The sequence below is a fragment of the Acinetobacter sp. LipI_23 genome (genome assembly GCF_058243045.1).
This window is the reverse complement of sequence record NZ_JBZAYJ010000001.1, coordinates 178,592-199,229: the sequence shown is the minus strand read 5'-3', so window position 1 is coordinate 199,229 and position 20,638 is coordinate 178,592. Positions and strand designations below refer to the sequence as shown.

Genomic DNA, 20,638 nt, shown 5'->3' with positions numbered 1-20,638 from the left:
TTACGCCGATTAGCCCAAATAGTGCGTTGCAATTTGATAGGTCAGGAATGACATTAAATAAGCCAAACCAAACAAGTAAATGGTCATAAAACTCACGGTTTTCCATGAACCTGTTTCACGTTTGACCGTCGCCAAAGTCGCCAAACAGTGCGGCGCATAAATAAACCACACCAATAAAGACAGACCAGTCGCCACCGACCAACCGAGCTCACCGCCACTACTGATCAGTGAAGCCAAACCTTGTGACATTGCATCTTCATCAACAGCGGATAAGGCATATACCGTACCTAAAGCTGCCACCACTACTTCACGAGCAGCCATGGCTGGAATCAAGGCAATACAAATCTGCCAGTTGAAGCCCAGCGGTGCAAAAATTGGTTGTAGTAAATGACCGAGCATCCCGGCAAATGAATAATCAATTTCAGGTAAAGTCGCACCTTCAGGGGCTTGCGGGAAAGTACACAAGAACCACAGCAAAATAGACAACGCGAAAATGATGCCACCCACACGACGTAAGAAGATCTTGGCACGGTCAAGTAAACCAATCCAAATATTCTTCAAGTCAGGGAAACGATAGCTTGGCAACTCCATCATCAACATATGTTGTGACTTGTCTTTATGGAAGAATTTCAGAACGAAAGATACACACAGTGCACTGACAATCCCGGCCATATATAAAGCAAACAACACTAAACCTTGCAGATTAAAAATCCCCCAAACAGTTTGTTCAGGAATAAAAGCAGCAATTAACAAGGCATATACAGGTAAACGTGCAGAACACGTCATTAACGGTGCCACAAAAATCGTAGTCAAACGGTCACGCGGATCACTAATGGTACGCGATGCCATGATGCCCGGAATTGCACAGGCAAAGCTAGACAACAATGGAATAAAGGCACGCCCAGAAAGACCTGCTTTAAACATCAGCTTATCCAGCAAAAATGCGGCACGCGGTAAATAACCCGACTCTTCCAATACCAAGATAAAGAAGAACAAAATTAAAATCTGCGGCAAGAACACCACGACACCGCCCGCACCCGCAATAATCCCGTCTACCACCAAACTGTTAAGTAAAGGATGGCTAATAGACCCACCGATGGTTTCACCCAGCCAGCCAAAGAAGGTTTCAATCCCATCCATAAACGGCGCTGCCCAAGAAAAAACGGCTTGGAAGACAATAAACATCATTACTGCAAGGCTAACTAGCCCCAAAACTGGATGTAGAAAAATCTTATCCAGAAAATCAGTTCGCTTGTCTTCTTCATCGACGTATTGCACGGCATCATGTAATAAATTTTCTACTTTCTCATGTGCAGTGTCGCCTTTTAAGCCCGTCAACTCGGTATAAGGCACGGCATATTTGCCCTGCTCTAAAGCACTGAGCAAGCTTTCAATACCCGAATTACGCACCGCAACGGTTTCAACGATCGGTACACCCAAGCGCTCAGAAAGCTTTTGGGTATTGATTTGCATGCCACGGCGACGTGCTTCATCCATCATGTTTAAAACGATTAACATTGGACGACCCAATGCAATCAGTTCAATCACTAAACCGAGGTGAAGTTTGAGGTTGGTTGCATCAACCACACATAAAAAAGCATCTTGCTGACCTTCGTCTGCAATTTTCCCCATCACCACGTCGCGGGTAATCATTTCATCAGGACTGGTCGCATCTAAGCTATACGTCCCTGGCAAATCGAGAACGCGAACTGCTTGACCTGAAGGAAGAGTAAATTGACCAACTTTACGCTCAACCGTTACACCCGCATAGTTACCTACTTTTTGGCGTGTTCCAGTGAGATGGTTAAATAACGAAGTTTTACCGCAGTTTGGATTACCTACAAGGGCAACACGCAAGGCATCACTCATCTAGGTGCTCCTTCGACTTGAATTTCAATTTTTTCAGCTTCAACTTTTCTTAAGGCGAAACGCGTAAAACCCACTTGGATTAAAATTGGATCGCCACCAAAAACACCTTTGGTAATCACCTGTACTTTTGTACCTGCGACAAAGCCTAATGTTTCAAGACGACTAGCCACCAAATCAGTCTGAGCTTCGCCATCCAAAGTATGATTCACTTTGTTAATGATGGCAGTTTGTTTGACTTTTAAATCAGATAAACGCACCGCATCCAACCCTTTAATATTTTGAACAGTATACAAACAAATGAGAATAATTACCAAATCAGATTCGATAATGATTCGCATCTGTTATAACACATCGACAAGCGAGAATGATTACACTACATTGAATAAAACCCCTATTCCTTGTTTTTGTCTTTCCGTGATGATGTGCTTGAGAGCTTTATGTTAAATAAAAAACCGCGTGTGCCTGCGCCTGTTCAAATTCCAACTCAGCTCAGTTTTTTACACGGCTTTAAAGATTATCTCATTGCACAAACCGTCAGCCCACACACCCGAAATGCTTATCTCTCTGACTTATTGCAGTGCAGCGAGTGTAGTCGGGTGAGCATGCCTGAATGGAGCAGTGATGATGTCGCCGATGTTCTACTGACCCTCACCAAGCAAGGCAAAAGCCCGCGCTCCATTGCGCGCTGTCTGTCTGCTCTGCGTTCTTTTTTTAAATTTCTACGGGAACAAAAACTGCGTTCAGACAACCCTGTCGCGCTACATAAAACACCCAAAATTGGCCGCGCACTGCCTAAAGATTTGTCTGAGCAAGACGTGGATGCCTTAATTCAAGCTCCAGATATTGAAACCGCTCTCGGGCTCCGTGATCGTGCCATGTTTGAAGTGTTGTATGCCTGTGGATTGCGTGTATCTGAGCTACTGAACTTACGCCTAGACTTAATCAACTTAAAGCAAGGCTATTTAAGAATTACGGGTAAAGGCAATAAAGAAAGACTGGTACCTTTGGGGCAAATCGCAGTGGAATGGGTCGAAAAATACTTAATTGAGTCCCGTCCGCAATTATATAAATCTGCAACTGACTATCTATTTTTAACTCAACATGGCGGCATTATGAGTCGGCAAAACTTTTGGTATGCCATTAAACGCTATGCCTTACAAGCAGGGATTCAGGCTGAACTGTCTCCACACACCTTACGACATGCTTTTGCAACGCATTTACTCAATCACGGTGCTGACTTGCGTGTGGTACAAATGCTATTGGGACATAGTGATCTGTCCACGACACAAATTTATACCCATGTCGCACAAGTGCGTATGCAACAACTGCATGCCAGCCATCACCCTAGGGCTTAAGGTCTTGATCATCCATAACTTAAGGCTGTTTTTAGCACGAAGACTACGAAGTATTACCGAGTCCTGTACTTTTTTTGCTATGCTTGGCGCTCTGTTTTTATAAAGTCAAAAGAAAAAGGGTTATCTATGTTATTTACCCGTAAACCATTGTTCATTGCCTGTGCCATTGCTTCAAGTGTTCTATTTACAGCATGTTCAAATAACACTGAAGAAAAAAAACAAGACTCTTTAACAGCAAGCGCGCCAGCCACAGGTGAAGCGTCGACTTTGACGGAACGCAACGCAAAGCAACGTTTAATTGACACTCTTCAAAAGCATTTCAAAACAGCCAATATCAATGCCAAAATCATCGATATCAAAACCACTGAAGTGCCAAATTTATTTTGGGTCAATCTTGAAGGGATGAGCTCGGTTTATACCACGGCAGATGGTAAATATATTATCCAAGGTGATGTGATTCGCTTGGGCGATAAAACACTCCACAACGTCAGCGACAATCTGCAAGCTGAAGCCAACAAAAAGCTTCTAGCAGGGCTCAAAACTGAAGACTTACTGGTTTATAAAGCCAAAGGCAAGACCAAGCATGTGGTTTATGTCTTTACCGATGCCAGCTGCCCTTACTGCCATAAACTGCACGAACACATCCCTGAAATCACAGCTCAAGGCATTGAAGTACGTTACATTGCATGGCCGCGTGGCGAACAGTTCATGCCAGCCATGGAAAGTGTGTGGTGTAGCGCAGACCGTCAAGCTGCCTTTGATCAAGCAATTTCAGGTGCTCAACTTCCACCAGCGACCTGTAAAAACCCAGTACGAGATCAATACCAGTTGGGTCTGAACATGGGCGTAAATGGGACACCTGCGATCTACAATGAAGATGGTGAATATCTCGGTGGCTATTTGGCCCCAAGTGAATTATTAAATCGCCTTAAATAACTAATTTTTATTTGTTATTTAACTAATATAGGACTTACGCATTGACGGATTCAAAAAAGTATTAAAATACTTTATAAAGTATCTGTGATCAGACGAATTAAACATGCTTCTACAGCAACTTGTACATTACCCATTTATATGGGCTTTCTCATGACAGAACCGAACTCTATTAGCTGCACACAACTTGCCGAGACTTATAACATCTCGCATGATAGTGTAAATCGCTTTCTAGAACGTGAAGACTACACACCTCACGACCTATATCAAGAAGCAATTCAACATATTGATAATAATAAACTTATAGTCAGTATTGATGATACTGTTTTAGATAAACCCTATAGTCAACATATGGACTTGGTTAGCTATTTTTGGTCAGGCAAACACCACCGATCCGTCAAGGGTATTAATCTCATTACCTTGTATGCGACAGATCAGAATGGTCAAAATATTCCAATTAATTTCCGAATTTATGACAAATCTGAAAGTAAAACCAAGAATGATTACTTTATGGATATGTTAAGTGAAGTACTCAGTTGGGGTGCAAAGATTCAATTTATTACAGGTGATAGTTGGTATTCATCGACTGGAAATCTAAAAACCATAAGAAAATATGGTATTCGATTTATGTTTGGTATCGACTGTAACCGTAAGGTTTCCCCAGAAAAAGGACAATGGTTTCAACTGCGTTTATTGCCAAATTTCCATCAGGGTCAAGTGGTCTGGCTCAAAGATTTTGGCTTTGTACAATTATTTAAGACTCAGTTAAAAGAACAGCAGAGGTTTTATATTGTGCATCAAGATGAAGATGATTTATTGTCCTTTGAGGGTTTTCATGAATTACATTCAAGTCATTGGAAAATAGAGCAATATCACCGGGTGATTAAACAGGTTTGTCATATTGAAAAGTTTCAAGTAAGACGATCTAAACTGATTTTGAATCATATTTTTTCAGCCTTGATGGCCTACGTCGAGATACAAAAGAACCAGTTTGAGCGGATCTTTGAAAATGTATATCGTTGGCAGAAGAAATTATTTAGACCAGTTATCAAAAACTTCATTGATGACTTTATTCTCGATAAAAATCATCTGCTACCACAGAGAATCTATAAATAATAGTGCGTAAGTCCTATAATATTTATAGTTGAACATAAAATGATTTCTTTCCTAGAGTCTCACAGTTTTTTTAGCTATGATCTAGGCTTGGTTCAATATATATAAGTAAATTGGAGTGTGACGTGAAACCAGTTCGTCTGGCAATCCTCGGTCTTGGTACTGTGGGTGGTGGTGCCCTTAAACTACTAAAAGAAAATGCTGCTGAGATTAAACGTCGCACCGGTCGTGAAATTCAAATTACCTATGTCGGCACACGCCGCCCTCGTCCAGACTTAGATTTAGGCGATGAGGTCAAGCAAAGTGCTGACTTACTCGACATTGTGCGTCAGCCTGATGTCGATGTTGTGGTTGAAGTAATGGGTGGCATCCACCCTGCATATGAAGTGATTAAAGAAGCCATTTTGCATGGCAAACAAGTGGTCACCGCGAACAAAGCTTTACTTGCTGAACATGGTAATGAGCTGTTCAAGCTGGCGGATGACAATGCCGTGCAAATCGCCTATGAAGCTGCGGTTGCAGGGGGCATTCCCATCATTAAAGTGATGCGCGAAGGTCTAGCTGCAAACAAGATTAATTGGTTAGCGGGTATCATCAATGGTACAGGCAACTTTATTCTGACTGAAATGCGTGAAAAAGGTCGTGCTTTTGCCGATGTGCTCAAAGAAGCACAAGAGCTGGGTTATGCCGAAGCTGATCCAACTTTTGATGTCGAAGGCATTGATGCTGCACATAAACTCACGATTTTAGCATCGTGTGCTTTTGGTATTCCGCTACAGTTTGACAAAGTCTATACCGAAGGCATCAGTAAAATCACAGCGCAAGACGTGAAGTATGCTGAAGAACTGGGTTTCCGTATTAAGCACTTGGGGATTGCGCGTCGTGCGGCGAATGGCATCGAACTTCGTGTTCACCCAACCTTGATCCCTGCGGAAGAACTGATTGCCAATGTCAACGGCGTTAAAAATGCTGTCTTGGTACAAGCACATGCTGTCGGCCCAACCTTGTACTATGGAGCAGGCGCAGGCGCAGGTCCAACGGCTTCTGCGGTCGTTGCAGATGTCATTGATATCGTCCGTGATATCTCGTATACCGAAGATGGCGCTGGAACGATTCCACAATTGGCCTTCGAAGCACTGACCAATGTGCCCATTTTAAGCCGTGAAGAAATGACTACAGGTTATTACATCCGGATTAATGCTGAAGATCAAACTGGCGTCTTGGCCGATGTAACTACGATTCTGAGCCGTGCAGGCATCAGTATCGATGCCATCATGCAACAACCACGCTTAAAAGACCTTATTCCAATCGTGATTTTGACTGATCCAGTCGTTGAATCAAAAATGGACGAGGCACTTGCTCAAATTCAAGCCTTACCCGTCATTCATGGCGAAATCGTGCGAATTCGTTTAGAATCGCTTGATAATTAATCGGGTTGAGGAAAAGAACGCTCTTCTCTTCCTCACCAAGCTCTACACACAATTGGAACATCATCATGTCGAATGCCAATCGTTATACTGGTTTAGTTGACCGTTATCGCGACCGTTTACCAGTGTCTGCAACTACTCGCGCTATTTCTTTAGGTGAAGGTAATACGCCACTGATTAAACTCGAGAACATTCCACGTTTAATTGGCAAAAATGTTGAAATTTATGTGAAGTACGAGGGCTTAAACCCGACTGGTTCATTTAAAGACCGTGGTATGACCATGGCGGTTACTAAAGCCGTTGAAGAAGGCTCAAAAGCGATTATCTGTGCCTCTACAGGTAATACCTCAGCTGCGGCTGCGGCTTATGCAGCACGTGCAGGCATCAAAGCGTTTGTGTTAATCCCAGAAGGCAAAATTGCCATGGGTAAAATGGCGCAAGCAATGATGTATGGTGCCATCACCATGCAAATCCGCGGTAACTTTGATGACGGCATGCGTCTGGTTAAAGAAATTGCCGACAAAGCCCCAGTGACCATCGTAAACTCAATCAACCCATACCGTTTGCAAGGTCAAAAAACCATTGCTTATGAAATCGTCGATGAGTTAGGTCGTGCACCAGATTACCACTGCCTACCAGTAGGTAACGCAGGAAACATTACTGCACACTGGATGGGTTATACCGAAGCAGTTGCCAATCAACCTGCAGATCAATTTGAGCAAGTGATTTACGACGCTGAAACAGATCAATTCACGGGTCCTAAACCTGAAGGCTTACCAACTATGGTTGGTTACCAAGCAGCAGGTGCTGCGCCATTCTTACGTGGTGCACCCGTTGAGAACCCTGAAACAGTTGCAACGGCAATCCGTATTGGTAATCCTCAAAGCTGGAACCATGCTAAAGCGGTGGTTCGTGATTCTCAAGGTTGGTTCGATGAACTGACTGATGCTGAAATCTTAGAAGCACAGCGTTTGCTTTCAATGTATGAAGGTGTCTTTGTAGAACCTGCTTCTGCAGCATCAATTGGCGGTGCAATCCGTGACATCAAAGCAGGTAAAATTGCGGAAGGTTCTGTGATTGTCTGTACCGTGACAGGTAATGGTCTGAAAGACCCAGATACTGCGATCAAACAGTGTTCTGATGCGGTCATGCTATCAATCGATGCCACTTTAGAACAAGTTCGCGATTCAATTCTTTCAAACATGTAATTGAGAGAAGACAAAAAAAGCCCTGCATATGCAGGGCTTTTTTATGACTCAATTTTCGTTGTTGAGTGAACAAAAACAAAGTCGGGTTAAATACGTTTTGGTAATTGGCTTGCCCAGTTCATTAGGCGCGTTGCATCATTGGTACGTGCTGCAGATGAGTCCGCACCCAATAACACCACCACTGCCGGACGGTTATTTAAAGTGGTATGCATTACCACACAACGACCGGCTTCATTAATGAAACCTGTTTTTGAAATATTGATATTCCAACCACCATTACGGACTAAAGCATTGGTATTGTTTGATTTCAATACACGATAGCCCAAGTTAAAGTCATAGCTTGCTGTAGTTGAGAACTGGCGAATCAGACCATACTGAGACGCAGCATTGACCAAAATACCCAAGTCACGTGCTGAAGCCACATTACCCGGATGCAGACCAGTCGATTCCATATAATGGGTTGAGTTCATACCCAAAGATTTGGCTTTGGCATTCATCGCCGAAACAAAGGCTGAGCGACCACCCGGATACGTCCGTGCAAGCGCTGATGCTGCTGGGTTTTCTGACTTCATTAATGCAAATAACAATGCCTCTGCACGGTTCATACTATCCCCTGCACGCAGGGACGAGCTTGAACTTTTACAACCCGAACACGAAAAGTCCGCTTGCTGTAAAGTAATGTTTTCAGACATATTTAAACGCGCATCTGAAATCACCACCGCCGTCATCAACTTAGTAATCGAGGCAATCGGCAGCGCGGTATTACTGTTTTTACTGTACAGTACTTCACCTGTATTGCCATCCATCACCAGTGCTGCACGAGCATTGACACTGGGTTGGTTGGAATATTTCGAGGTATCGAAAATTTGTACTGTTTTCGAGGTACTGTTGTTTGTTACCACACCATTGGAACTGCGAATACTGGTAGTGACTTTTGTTGAACCCTTAGGAGCGTACTCTTCAGGATCTTCCATGAGATCATCATTCAGAAACTGTTCTGCATCTGCTGCAGACCAGCTCATGCTTGCTTGGCTAGGGCCCGAGCCCGGATTCATCACCAAGTCTGCAAAGCTATGGGTACTGACCGTCGTTGCAATCGACCATCCCAATAGATGCATTAAAAATTTATTTGATTTTTTCACTTTTCTTCACTCAACTTCATAACCCATAAGATACATTTGCGTATTCACGCCAATATGCCTTACATTTGTACACAATGCGAACAGCATTGCCGTCGACAGCGTGCATATCTTTTCAAATAAGCCTAAGAATAGGATTGCTAATTTTGTCGTTTCATTGCAAGCTTATTTTGCTTTATGTAACAAAAAATATGGTTTTTATAGTGAGGAAGAGCTAGGTGATCACAGTTTTAGTGGTAGATGACCATGAGTTAGTACGTACAGGGATTTGTCGAATGCTCGAGGACCATGCCGATGTTCAAGTCATTGGCCAAGCTGAATCTGGTGAAGAAGCAATTAACCTCGTCCGTCAACATCACCCAAATGTGGTTCTGTTAGATGTCAACATGCCAGGTATTGGTGGAGTTGAAACCACACGCCGCTTACTACAAACCGCACCCGAGACCAAAGTACTGGCAGTCAGTGGCCTAGCTGAAGAGCCTTATCCTTCCCTGTTACTCAAAGCTGGCGCCAAAGGCTACATTACCAAAGGTGCGCCCGTGACCGAAATGGTCCGTGCGATTAATAAAGTGATGCAAGGCGGCAAATATTTCAGCGCTGATATTGCTGAACAACTGGCCAGTTCTTATCTATCGGATACACAAACCTCACCTTTTGATGCTCTGTCTGAACGTGAAATGCAGGTGGCGATGATGGTCGTGAATTGTATTAGTGCACAGGAAATTTCTGACAAGCTTTTTGTCAGCGTAAAAACGGTCAATACTTACCGTTACCGAATTTTTGAAAAGCTCAACATTGACAGTGATGTGAAGCTGACTCACCTTGCTATTCGTTATGGTTTAATTAAACCCTGATGCAAGCTGACTAACACCCACATGCTGCAATACTCAACCAATATTCAGTTAAATCAATACCGTCTAGGTGTTTGGTATGCGTCTTATCGACTGTTTATTGGTTGCTGTTTATTGTTGGTTTATCTGCTGACTTATGAGCAACTGTTTTCCAATTATCAATATCCAGTATTGTATCGTTCTGTCCTGATTGGCTTTATTTTTATCAGTGCCTTTCAGCTATTGAGCCTCAAGCATGTGCGCAAGCGCATACCACTTCAGCTCACCTTGTTATTTATCGTCGATGTCATTAGCCTCAGCTTACTTACTTTCGCCACCGATGGTCCGAACTTACAGTTAAGTTTATTGTTTGTGATCACGATCTTTGCCTCTTCTGTATTGGTCGATAAACAAAAAGCACTCATCATTACGTTGATTGCTGTGATTACACTGGTTTATCAACACTTTATTGGAACGCTATTTTTAATTAGTTCACTGAATACCATTGGCAACAGTGCCGTGCTCGCCTTTTTGTTCTTTGTGGTTTATGGGTCTGGACAAATTGCAGTACGACGTTTTCAAGTCCTTGAAAATTTAAACTTCTATCAGTCCCAAGAACTGGATCAACTGCAAAACATTAACCGTTATATTTTAGAGCAAACCGAGCTCGGCTATTTGGTTCTCGATGAAAACTGCCACATGGTGCTGAGTAATCCTGCCGCATGTGCATTATTGGGTATCTCCCCGATTTATGCTCACGATAAATATCCTTTGTACAAAGCACAGCCTGATTTATTTGAACTCCTCAAATTCGACCAACTGAAGAATGGAGAAAAATTCCAATTTACATCCCAGCTGAGTCGCTTTCAAATTCAGATCGAAATTCAAAAACTACAAGTACCGAATCAGACACTCACCTTATTCGTCCTGCAAGATGCACAAAAAATTAATCAACGTGTACAACAACTCAAACTGGCTGCACTGGGTCAACTTTCTGCCAGCATTGCACATGAAATCCGCAATCCACTGGCAGCCATCACGCAAGCCAATGAATTAATGCAACTTAACGACCCACAACAAGAACTGTTGCATAACATGATTGCCAAACAAGCCTCACGGATTGATAAAATTATTGGCGATACACTGAACATGGCACGCAGTAAAGAAACCTATCCGACCTTGATTGATGTCGCCTCTTTTTTAGAACGTTTTATCGTTGAAGATTTGCCCGATGTCAAAGATCAAATTGATTACCGCATTTCCGATCAAGCTCAGATTCAGTTTGATGAACAACAACTGAGGCAAGTGCTGATCAACCTGATTCGAAATGCCATTCGGCATAATGCAGCTGAAGCCGAGCACATTCACATTCGAGTCTATAGCTATAAAAACCTCGTCCACATTGATGTCTGCGATTTTGGTGAAGGGGTCGCCACTCAGGATCAAACCGCCCTGTTTCAACCGTTTTTTAGTACCTCAATCAATGGAACTGGGTTAGGATTATATTTATCCCATAGTTTCTGCGAAGCCAACCAAGCTATACTATGTAGAACAAAAAATAGGGGCATGCTTTCGGATTGAATGCCCCCGTATAAACAATGACGTGTAATTTTTGGGGTTAAACGTGGAAAAAAAACCACTTGTTTTATTGGTGGATGACGAACAAGACTTATGTACACTGATGCAAATGTCTTTAAGTCGGATGGGGATTGATACACATATTGCCTATCGCTTACAAGAGGCGGTTCAAGCCCTGAAAACGCATCAATATGATGCCTGTCTAACCGATCTGAATTTACCCGATGGTAATGGCCTGAGCTTGGTCGATTTTATTGCTCAAAATTATCCTAATTTACCCGTTGCTGTGCTGACGGCTTACGGCAATATGGATATTGCGATTGCAGCACTTAAAGCTGGTGCTTTTGATTTTGTCAGCAAACCGATCAACCAAAAACATTTAGAGCAACTTTTACAAAAAGCTTTTAATCAGCCGATCAGTCAGCTGCATATCCAAGAAGATACGCTTGAACATCGTCTGCTGATTGGTCAGTCCCTTCCAATTCAGCAACTACGCATCACCTTAAAGAAAATTGCACGCTCGCAAGCCCCTGTCTTTATTACGGGTGAATCAGGCACGGGCAAAGAAGTGGTGGCTAATCTGGTACATCGCCTGAGCAATCGCAATGAAGGACCATTTATTGCCATCAACTGCGGTGCCATACCGACTGAACTGATGGACAGTGAATTGTTTGGACACCGTAAGGGGAGCTTTACAGGGGCGACTCAAGACAAACAAGGGCTGATTCTGTCTGCGCATGGCGGCAGTTTATTTTTAGATGAAATTGCTGAGTTACCGCTCACTATGCAGGTGAAACTGCTGCGCGCGGTACAAGAAAAACGCATTCGCCCAATTGGGAGTGACACCGAAATTGATGTCGATTTCCGTGTGATTAGTGCCAGCCATCAAGACCTAGAAGCACTTGTACAACAAGGCAAGTTCCGTCAGGATTTGTACTTCCGCATCCATGTCATGGACATTGTGCTGCCTGCCCTACGTGAGCGTGGCAATGACATTCTTCTTTTAGCACAACATTTCATTCAGAAAATCTGCCAAGAATGGGACATCCCAGTCAAACCATTGAGTGAACGTGCACGTGAGTTTTTATTGGCCCAATATTATCCAGGCAATGTGCGTGAATTACGCAATATGATGGAACGTGCCATCACTTTAAGTGATGAAAACAGTATCGACTTACCGCACTTGCAAACAGCTCCACTGCGACCCATTGCTCAGACCAACTATGCCAATACCACGCAACAAGGTACTGTTGGCAATGATCAACTCAGTCATGTGCCTTCGCGTAAATTGCCCGAAGAGGGTTTAGAGCTATATTTAGAAAAAATTGAAAAAGAAATTTTGATGAATGCGCTCAATCTCACCCATTGGAACCGAACACTAGCGGCTAAAAAGCTCGGCATGTCTTTCCGTTCTTTACGTTATCGCTTGAAGAAATTCGGACTAGATGGCGAAGACGATTCCGTTTAGAGACTTAACGACGGTTAATTAGAATCTCTGCCACATGTTCAACATAGCTTTCGTCTTTGAGTTCATGTGGCATTGGATACACCTGATTTGGTGCAATCCCTACCCCTTCAATCATCCGACCACTTGGGGTGTAATAGTGAGATACCGTCATTTGCAAAGCTGCACCATTCGATAACGGAAATAGTTTCTGTACCACGCCCTTACCATAACTTTTTTCACCAATCACCCACGCCCGTCCATGCTCCTTCAGCGCAGCAGTAAATACCTCTGCAGCCGATGCAGAGCGGTCATTAATCAGAATCCCCACTTTTAAGTTTTGAAATTCTAGGCTTGGTAAAGCTTGGAACTGCTGATCCCCTTCGGAACGACTTTGGGTTGAAACAATCACCCCTTGATTTAAGAATAAATCGGCAGATTCAACTGCGGCAGACAACAGCCCCCCGGGATTATTTCTGAGGTCTATCAAGACCGCTTTTAAACGCGAAGACTGATGCTCTTCAATCAGTTGCTGAATTTCATTGGCCGTATCCTGTTGGAACACCCGCACCTTGAGCACCAAAACTTGGTTATTCAACAGTTGCGCCTGGATATCGGTTTCAACTTTTCGGGTTCTGACCACATTGATTGGTGTGGCGTTGGCTTTTAACTGTAGGCTGACGGTACTACCAATCGCCCCACTGAGTAATTCATTGACTTGAGCATGGTTGAGCTTGCGTAGCTCTTGATCATCCACTTTAAAAACGGAGATCCCATTTTTTAAGCCCAGTTTGCTGGAATCTGAGTCAGATTTTAATCCACGAATCAGCCATTGTTGTAAGCGAGAATCAAACTCTAAACTGAAGTCAACTGAAGCCAAATCCCCTTCGGTATACTGCACCAGTTGCTTATATTCTTGCGGGGATAAATAGCGAGAATAACGGTCTAAGCCACTGACTAAACCTTTAATGGCCTGTTGAAACAGTGCTTCATCACTACGTTCAGCCACATAATTATCTTTAACTAAACCGTAGATTTGCACAAATTGTTGAATGGATTCAATCGGAACCTCAACATAACCGTGTTCCAATTCATCATCAAAAGCGGGGGCTGCCGCTGTTTTTGCAACAGCCCCCATCGGGTGGATCAGACTCAGACCTAAAGCAATCACTACACCTATTGAAGTCCACGATGCTTTTGCCATTTACCCACCCAAATTGATTTATACGTCTAATGTAATTAAGTTACGACCTTGCATGTCTGCTGGAACAGGAAGATGCATCAAGCTTAACAAGGTTGGTGCGACATCGGCCAGTACGCCACCGTCAGCAATGGTTGCTTGAGTTGGGCCGACATAGATAAAAGGCACCAATTCTGTCGTATGCTGGGTATGCACCTGACCACTATGATAATCCTGCATTTGTTCAACATTACCATGGTCAGCCGTAATTAACATATGACCTTTTTGTGCCATCACCGCTTCATAGACACGGCCTAAGCATAAATCAACAGCTTCCACTGCTTTCACTGCAGCATTAAACACGCCCGTATGACCAACCATATCGCCGTTGGCATAATTCACCACCAATAGATCAAACTCGCCTGAGTTAATCGCAGCCACCAATTCATCGGTTACTTCATAGGCGCTCATTTCTGGCTTGAGGTCATAAGTAGCCACATTCGGTGACGGAATCAAAATACGTTTTTCACCTGGATATTCATCTTCACGACCACCACTGAAGAAGAATGTCACATGTGCATATTTCTCAGTTTCAGCAATACGTAATTGGGTTTTACCAAGGTCTGAAAGATATTCACCAATCGAGTTTTTTAATGCTTCAGGCATATATGCCACAGGTGCATCAATACTGGCTTGGTAGCGTGTCAACATCACAAACTTAGATAGGTTTGGTACGACTTTACGCGCAAAGCCTGCAAAATCTTTTTCAACAAACGCTTTGGTAATTTCACGCGCACGATCCGCACGGAAATTCATAAAGACGATGCTGTCACCATCTTGAACTTTTACAGCATCGCCAATGCGTGTTGCTTTGACAAATTCATCAGATTCGTCTGCGGCATAAGCCAATGCTAAACCTTCAACGGCTGTAGCTGCAGTACGTGTTGCTTCAGACTCTGTGAGTAAACGATAAGCTTGTTCCACACGGTCCCAACGGTTATCTCGATCCATCGCAAAATAACGACCAATGAGACTCACAATACGACCTTGATTTGGATATTGAGCAAACAATGCATCTAATTTTTCTAAAGAAGGCTGTGCACTGCGTGGCGGGGTATCACGACCATCTAAGAAGGCATGGAGATACACGGTTGCACCGCGTTTTAACGCAAGTTCAGCCATGGCAACAATGTGGTCTTCGTGTGAATGCACCCCACCTTCAGACAATAGCCCCATGATGTGCAACGCACCACCCGCTGCTTTGGCTTTTTCAACAGCATCAACCAAAACTTCATGCTCGAAAAAAGCACCCGTACGAATGTCTTTGGTGATTCGGGTAAAGTCTTGATAGAGCACACGACCTGCGCCCAAGTTCATATGGCCCACTTCAGAGTTACCCATTTGGCCATCTGGCAGACCCACGTCTTCACCAGAACCTGAAATTAAGCTATGCGGATGCTTTGCTTCAATCGCTGTTAAATTCGGTCGATTCGCTGCTAAAAAAGCATTGTCTTCGATCGCTTCACGGTGTCCCACACCATCCATAATGACCAGTACGTGAGGGATTTTGCCAGCAGTTGCATCCGCCATAATAAGCACTCTTTTTTTGTCTACAAATTCATCGCTCTATCTTACCGAATTTTCGGTCAAGACTCTATGCAGGCATGATGGTTTAACACCATCATCCGCATTGTTTTCTTCAATATCGTACAGTTATCGCGCACGTTGTAATAAATAACCACCTGCAACAAACATCAGTAAAATCGGCACAAAAACAAACCATGCGGGTGAAGGCGAATACACCAAACTTGCATAACCTAAGAAGTCTTGTAGGTAAAAGAAACCTAAGCCTGTAAACAGTGCAATGACCAAACGAAAGCCCATCGATTGTTGGCGCAGTGGGCCAAAAATAAAGGAACAAGCAATCAACACCAAAGCAATCAAGGCAAATGGAGACGCCACTTTCTGCCAAAAAGCCAACTGATAAGTTTTAGGCACTTGGCTGTATTCATGCATATAGCTCATGAAACTGACCAATTGACTCGGTGAAAGGTCTTCAGGGTCAATCGTCACCATGTGCACATATTTCGGCTGCAGTGCCAATGCCAAAGGCGTTTCAGCGGCCTTTTGTGCCGTGGCGTTACCTGTCGGTAGTAAATCAACTTGGGCCGTATTTTCTAAAATCCAACGACCATCTTGAACAAACTGACCTTGCTCAGCATTTAAAACGCCTTTTAAACGAGCATTATTGTCAAAGTCGACCACTTGCACATTTTTCAGCTGACCTTGAGAATTGGCATAATCGACATAAATAAAACGCTGTCCTTCTCGTGTCCAGTAACCACGTACTTCACCGAGCTCAGCCGCTGTTCGATGGCTTTTCACACCTTTGGCTTGCTCATTGGTATATGGAATCACCCATTCACTTAAAGCAAATGACAGCACCACCAAAATTAAAGCCGAACGAATCACCCAACCAACAATCCGCCAGAGACTCACCCCCACCGAGCGCATCACAATCAGCTCACTGTTTGAAGCCAAAGTGCCCAGTCCCAGTACCGAGCCAATTAACGCGGCAATCGGTAGAATCTCATAGAGATATTGCGGCGCCCCCCACAGTACATAACGTAAAGCATCCCAAGCGCCATAACCTTCTTTTAGGGAGCCTAACTCACCCAAATAGGTAAACAGAATTTGCAAGACCGATAAAATAGCGGTAGCACCCAGCATCGCCATCGCGGTGGTTTTGGTCACATGTTTTGCGACTATACGACGTGCGAACATGATTAAGACCCCGCTCGTTGTAATGTTTTCTTAATTTTCGGGGCAAGCTTTTGTTTACGCGAAAACAAAGCCGCTGTTATCGCATAGATCACCAAGATCATTGGATAAGCCCAAACCCCCATTTCTTCTTTACTGACTCGGGTTTTAATGGCCATCAGTGCCACGATTAAACTGGCAAAAATAAGCAATGCAGGGAACAGCTTTAAGTAACGGCCTTGGCGTGGACTCACTTCAGATAAAGCCACAGCAAGGAGCAACGCCACTACAATGGCAAACGGTACAAAAATACGCCAGCCCAACTCACTCGCCACAACAGGATCATTACGATTATCCCAAAGTTTCATGGTGGACAATGCTTCAACATCGGCACTTTCAAACTTTGCTTCTTTATCATTTTCTAAACGTAGGCGATAAGACTGAAACTCGGCTTGGCTATAACGCGGCTGTCCCGGATAAATTTCATAACGGCGACCTTGCACTAAATCCACCACATTGGCTGGATCATTTTCAATTTCAACCCGCGTGGCTTCTTTGGCCAAAATCATCACATCAGGCTTACCTTCTGCTTCAGCGCGTTGATAGAAGAAGATGGCTTTGAGGTTTTTACGGTCTTCGGATAAATCACCCGCATAAATGGTATAAGGACCCGATGAAATAAACTCTTTGGGTCGAACCAAATCAAAACCGGTACGCACCGCCTGACTGGTGGTGAGCTGCTCAAACTGACGAACACCCCACGGCGCCATCCAAAGCATCAGCACGGCTTGAACGGCAAGAAACACCACGGTCATAGGAATCAGCAGTCGCCCCAATTGGTTACGACTGACGCCACTGCCATTGAGTACCGCCATTTCATGATCGACATACAGACGACCAAAAACCAGCATCAGTCCAATAAAAAAGCCTAGAGGAAGAATCAGCGTTAAAAATTCAGGCAAACGATAGCCAATAATGCTAAATAAAATACCTGCATCTAAGCGACCCTGCGCGGCTACGCCAAAATACTTGATCAAACGACCGCCCATCATGATCAAGGTCAATAAGGCGATCACAACCAAGGATGTCGACACCACTTGTTTGACCAGATAACGCCGAATAATCAAATTAATTCTTCCAAAAATAGGTGAATAAAAACTAGCGCTAGTTTACCCGAATAGTGAAAATATAAAACCTGTACTCTTGTTGCACTTTGCAACTCTATTCATGTTAATGTTTCAGTGGTTTAATCATTTTCAAACTTTATAAGGCTTAAATAAAACTTATGAAACTCTCTATTAATACGTCATTCACAGAGAATACGTCTAGCCAATTTTTGTTGATATTAGTAGATTCTGAAAACACGCAACACCTTGCAAATGCTTATCAAATTAATGATTTAAACAACTTAATTGAAGCAACTCAGTTTAAAGCCGCGTTCAATGAAACCTTGAGCCTCATTGGTCAAATTCCAGCAAGCCCCAATGCAGCCTTGGTGGGTGTCGGTAAAGCAGCTGAATTACAAGCAGCAAAGCTGGTGAAAATTGCTCAAACCATTATCAAAGCTTCACAAAAAAAATTCAAACACATCAGCCTTGACCTTTCAGCCCTTCCAGCTGAACTCCATTATTTATTTGCCCTCAGTTTGACGCAAGCGGCATATGCTTTTGATGAATTCAAATCGAAAAAAGCCGACAACGTACTTGAACAGATCAGCCTCATTGCCGCCGAGTCGCCGCTGAATGCTGCGCAACTTAAATTGATTGAAGCCGTGCAATCAGGTCAAAGCTTTGCTCGTGACTTAGGCAACCGTCCGGGCAATATCTGCTTCCCTGAATATTTGGCAGAGCAAGCCTTAGAACTGGCAGCCCAATATCCGGACCTACTCCGTGTTAATGTCCTTGATGAACAGCAAATGGCTGATTTGGGCATGCATTCCTTCCTTGCGGTGAGCAAAGGTTCAGACCGCCCAGGCCGTATCATTACCCTTGAGTATCAAGCTGAACGTACTGAAGCCCCAGTGGTCTTGGTCGGTAAAGGAATCACCTTTGATACAGGTGGCATTTCATTGAAGCCGGGTGCTGGTATGGATGAAATGAAATATGACATGTGTGGTGCAGCATCGGTTCTAGGGACGCTCCGTGCCCTGTGTGAATCACGTTTAGCCATTCATGTCGTAGGTACGATTGCTGCAGCTGAAAATATGCCATCAGGTAAGGCTACGCGTCCGGGTGACATCGTGAGCACCATGAGTGGTCAAACCGTTGAAATTTTAAATACCGATGCAGAAGGTCGTTTGGTGCTGTGCGATACATTGACCTATGTGAAGCGCTTTAACCCTGAACTGGTCATTGATATTGCAACCTTAACGGGCGCCTGTGTCGTGGCACTCGGTTCAGTCTTAACGGGTATGTTTACCTCAGATGACAAACTGGCGGCCGAACTATCTGAAGCAGGTCAAAATAGCTTTGACCGCGTCTGGCGCATGCCTGTGATTGATGACTATCAAGAACAGTTAGACTCTCCATTTGCCGATATTGCCAACATTGGCGAGCCTAAAGCTGGTGCCGTAACTGCAGCGTGCTTCTTGCAACGTTTCACCCGTGATTACCGCTGGGCGCATTTGGACATCGCAGGTACAGCATGGAACTCGGGTGCCAATAAAGGGGCAACCGGTCGCCCAGTACCCTTATTGATGCAATTCTTAGCTCATCGTGCGCAGTCTAATGGCTAATATTAGCTTTTATCTGTTTGAACAAAGTCCTGAACGACAAGTCGAAAGTGCTTGTCGTTTATGTCGAAAAATCTTGCGTCAGCCAGAGCGAATCTGGTTGTATGCAAGCGACACTGAACTACAACAGCAACTAGATGAACGTTTGTGGAGTTTTGATGACACGAGCTTTATTCCGCATGGCATTGATCAAATCGATGCGCGTATTTGTATCTCAGCACAACTGCCTGAGCAATCCGATTGGATTGTGTTCAATTTTAACGATCAAGCTCTTGAACAGTTCGAAAAATTTAGCCACATTATAGAAATTATTGAAAATAACGAATCGGCCAAACAACAAGGTCGTGAAAAATTTAAACAATATAGACGTCTCGGGGTTGAAGCTCGAACCTTCAAGCTTTAAATGATTCCCCGTCTAAATAAGGAGATGCGTAGTGGCATTGAATGTTGGTCCAGATTTTAAACAGCGCTGGTTAAATGTACCTGATGCTGTTCGTCAGGCCTTTATTGATGACCTGAGTCGCGTCTGCGATGTACTCAAACCTGAAACAGGTTTACACAGTTGGATTGAACAAGACCAACGCGCTCAAGCTGTCTCGACCCAACGAATTGAACAAGCGTATGCCGATCTGAAAGCACAGCTGATTGAAGAAGCGCGAATTCGTAAACAACAAGCGTTGGAAAAATCTCTGGCAGACAAACGCGCAGCACAGGAAGCTTATGCGGAGAGCCTCAAAAAAGATGAAATCCGTCAGTTCAATGAGCAAACCCAAGCTTTAAATGTGATGCGTCAAAGTGTCGATCAGGAAATTTCGAGCTACACTGCACGCTATGAGAAAACGCCTGAACAAGCTCTGGACTATGCCAAAGGTAAATTTGGTATTGATGACTCACAAATTTTGTCGGAGTTAGAAAGTGTCCGTTTACGTTTAGAGCTTGAAGCGGAAACCTTAATTGAAGAGTCTGTAGCCAGCTATCGCAGTAAGCTACAAGCCGCGGCTCAAGAAGAAATTGACTATATTTTGAAAAATTCAGACTTTTCTGATGAAGTGGTATCCAACTCTGCCTAAC

General features: G+C 43.7%; 17 protein-coding genes and 1 pseudogene. 11 read left to right on the top strand and 7 right to left on the bottom strand.

Going from position 1 to position 20,638, the window contains the following annotated elements; translation table 11 throughout:
- Window positions 1-9 precede the first annotated feature (9 nt).
- Entirely contained in the window at window positions 10-1,869 is a 1,860-nt protein-coding gene (gene feoB / locus AC4CVD_RS00990) for a ferrous iron transporter B (RefSeq protein WP_279697266.1), read from the bottom strand.
- On the bottom strand, window positions 1,866-2,126 hold the full coding sequence (locus AC4CVD_RS00985; protein ID WP_010325703.1) for a FeoA family protein: 261 nt from the start codon (window positions 2,124-2,126) through the stop codon (window positions 1,866-1,868). The genes feoB and AC4CVD_RS00985 overlap by 4 nt, the downstream gene beginning before the upstream one ends.
- Window positions 2,127-2,306: 180 nt before the next feature.
- Between AC4CVD_RS00985 and xerD the strand changes: the two genes are divergently transcribed.
- The 5 genes from xerD (at window position 2,307) to thrC (ending at window position 7,905) form a co-directional block, all read left to right on the top strand.
- Complete coding sequence (gene xerD / locus AC4CVD_RS00980; protein ID WP_010325702.1) at window positions 2,307-3,224, top strand: site-specific tyrosine recombinase XerD; 918 nt, start codon at window positions 2,307-2,309, stop codon at window positions 3,222-3,224.
- 126 nt (window positions 3,225-3,350) lie between these two features.
- Window positions 3,351-4,160: a DsbC family protein gene (locus AC4CVD_RS00975; RefSeq protein ID WP_004692830.1), complete on the top strand. Its 810-nt coding sequence runs from the start codon at window positions 3,351-3,353 to the stop codon at window positions 4,158-4,160.
- A gap of 84 nt (window positions 4,161-4,244) precedes the next feature.
- A complete protein-coding gene (locus tag AC4CVD_RS00970) occupies window positions 4,245-5,273 on the top strand; it encodes an IS701 family transposase (RefSeq protein ID WP_007116247.1) in 1,029 nt (342 codons plus the stop codon).
- A gap of 122 nt (window positions 5,274-5,395) precedes the next feature.
- Window positions 5,396-6,700 (top strand): homoserine dehydrogenase, encoded by a 1,305-nt coding sequence (locus tag AC4CVD_RS00965; protein ID WP_010325700.1) that lies wholly within the window; start codon window positions 5,396-5,398, stop codon window positions 6,698-6,700.
- A gap of 65 nt (window positions 6,701-6,765) precedes the next feature.
- Window positions 6,766-7,905, top strand: a complete 1,140-nt coding sequence (thrC, locus tag AC4CVD_RS00960; protein ID WP_004692833.1) for a threonine synthase — start codon at window positions 6,766-6,768, stop codon at window positions 7,903-7,905.
- Between the two features lie 86 nt (window positions 7,906-7,991).
- On the opposite strand, the gene AC4CVD_RS00955 is transcribed toward thrC, so the two are convergent.
- A complete protein-coding gene (locus tag AC4CVD_RS00955; protein WP_010325698.1) occupies window positions 7,992-9,047 on the bottom strand; it encodes a serine hydrolase family protein in 1,056 nt (351 codons plus the stop codon).
- Window positions 9,048-9,262: 215 nt separating this feature from the next.
- Here AC4CVD_RS00955 and gacA point away from each other — a divergent pair, with 215 nt between their 5' ends.
- The 3 genes and pseudogenes from gacA to AC4CVD_RS00940 all read left to right on the top strand — a co-directional run bounded on the left by gacA (window position 9,263) and on the right by AC4CVD_RS00940 (window position 12,920).
- Window positions 9,263-9,898, top strand: a complete 636-nt coding sequence (gene gacA, locus AC4CVD_RS00950; RefSeq protein ID WP_004692836.1) for a response regulator transcription factor GacA — start codon at window positions 9,263-9,265, stop codon at window positions 9,896-9,898.
- A gap of 21 nt (window positions 9,899-9,919) precedes the next feature.
- Window positions 9,920-11,483 (top strand): annotated as a pseudogene (locus tag AC4CVD_RS00945) (sensor histidine kinase).
- 72 nt (window positions 11,484-11,555) lie between these two features.
- Entirely contained in the window at window positions 11,556-12,920 is a 1,365-nt protein-coding gene (locus tag AC4CVD_RS00940) for a sigma-54-dependent transcriptional regulator (protein ID WP_373863447.1), read from the top strand.
- 4 nt (window positions 12,921-12,924) lie between these two features.
- On the opposite strand, the gene AC4CVD_RS00935 is transcribed toward AC4CVD_RS00940, so the two are convergent.
- From AC4CVD_RS00935 to lptF, 4 genes are all read right to left on the bottom strand, one after another.
- On the bottom strand, window positions 12,925-14,100 hold the full coding sequence (locus AC4CVD_RS00935; RefSeq protein WP_490751728.1) for a S41 family peptidase: 1,176 nt from the start codon (window positions 14,098-14,100) through the stop codon (window positions 12,925-12,927).
- 18 nt (window positions 14,101-14,118) lie between these two features.
- Complete coding sequence (gene gpmI / locus AC4CVD_RS00930; RefSeq protein WP_114836626.1) at window positions 14,119-15,666, bottom strand: 2,3-bisphosphoglycerate-independent phosphoglycerate mutase; 1,548 nt, start codon at window positions 15,664-15,666, stop codon at window positions 14,119-14,121.
- A 123-nt stretch (window positions 15,667-15,789) separates the two neighbouring features.
- Window positions 15,790-16,860 carry an LPS export ABC transporter permease LptG gene (gene lptG / locus AC4CVD_RS00925; RefSeq protein WP_004692843.1) on the bottom strand — a complete coding sequence of 357 codons (1,071 nt, stop codon included), beginning with the start codon at window positions 16,858-16,860 and terminating at the stop codon, window positions 15,790-15,792.
- Window positions 16,861-16,862: 2 nt separating this feature from the next.
- Window positions 16,863-17,963 carry an LPS export ABC transporter permease LptF gene (gene lptF / locus AC4CVD_RS00920; RefSeq protein WP_490751725.1) on the bottom strand — a complete coding sequence of 367 codons (1,101 nt, stop codon included), beginning with the start codon at window positions 17,961-17,963 and terminating at the stop codon, window positions 16,863-16,865.
- Between the two features lie 158 nt (window positions 17,964-18,121).
- Between lptF and AC4CVD_RS00915 the strand changes: the two genes are divergently transcribed.
- From AC4CVD_RS00915 to blhA, 3 genes are read left to right on the top strand one after another with little or no spacing between them, the layout of a single operon-like run.
- Entirely contained in the window at window positions 18,122-19,570 is a 1,449-nt protein-coding gene (locus tag AC4CVD_RS00915; RefSeq protein ID WP_490751723.1) for a leucyl aminopeptidase, read from the top strand.
- On the top strand, window positions 19,563-19,970 hold the full coding sequence (locus tag AC4CVD_RS00910) for a DNA polymerase III subunit chi (protein ID WP_078425943.1): 408 nt from the start codon (window positions 19,563-19,565) through the stop codon (window positions 19,968-19,970). The genes AC4CVD_RS00915 and AC4CVD_RS00910 overlap by 8 nt, the downstream gene beginning before the upstream one ends.
- Window positions 19,971-20,001: 31 nt before the next feature.
- Window positions 20,002-20,637, top strand: coding sequence for a cell division protein BlhA (gene blhA, locus AC4CVD_RS00905; RefSeq protein WP_004978568.1), 636 nt, complete (start codon window positions 20,002-20,004; stop codon window positions 20,635-20,637).
- The last annotated feature ends 1 nt before the right edge of the window (window position 20,638 follow it).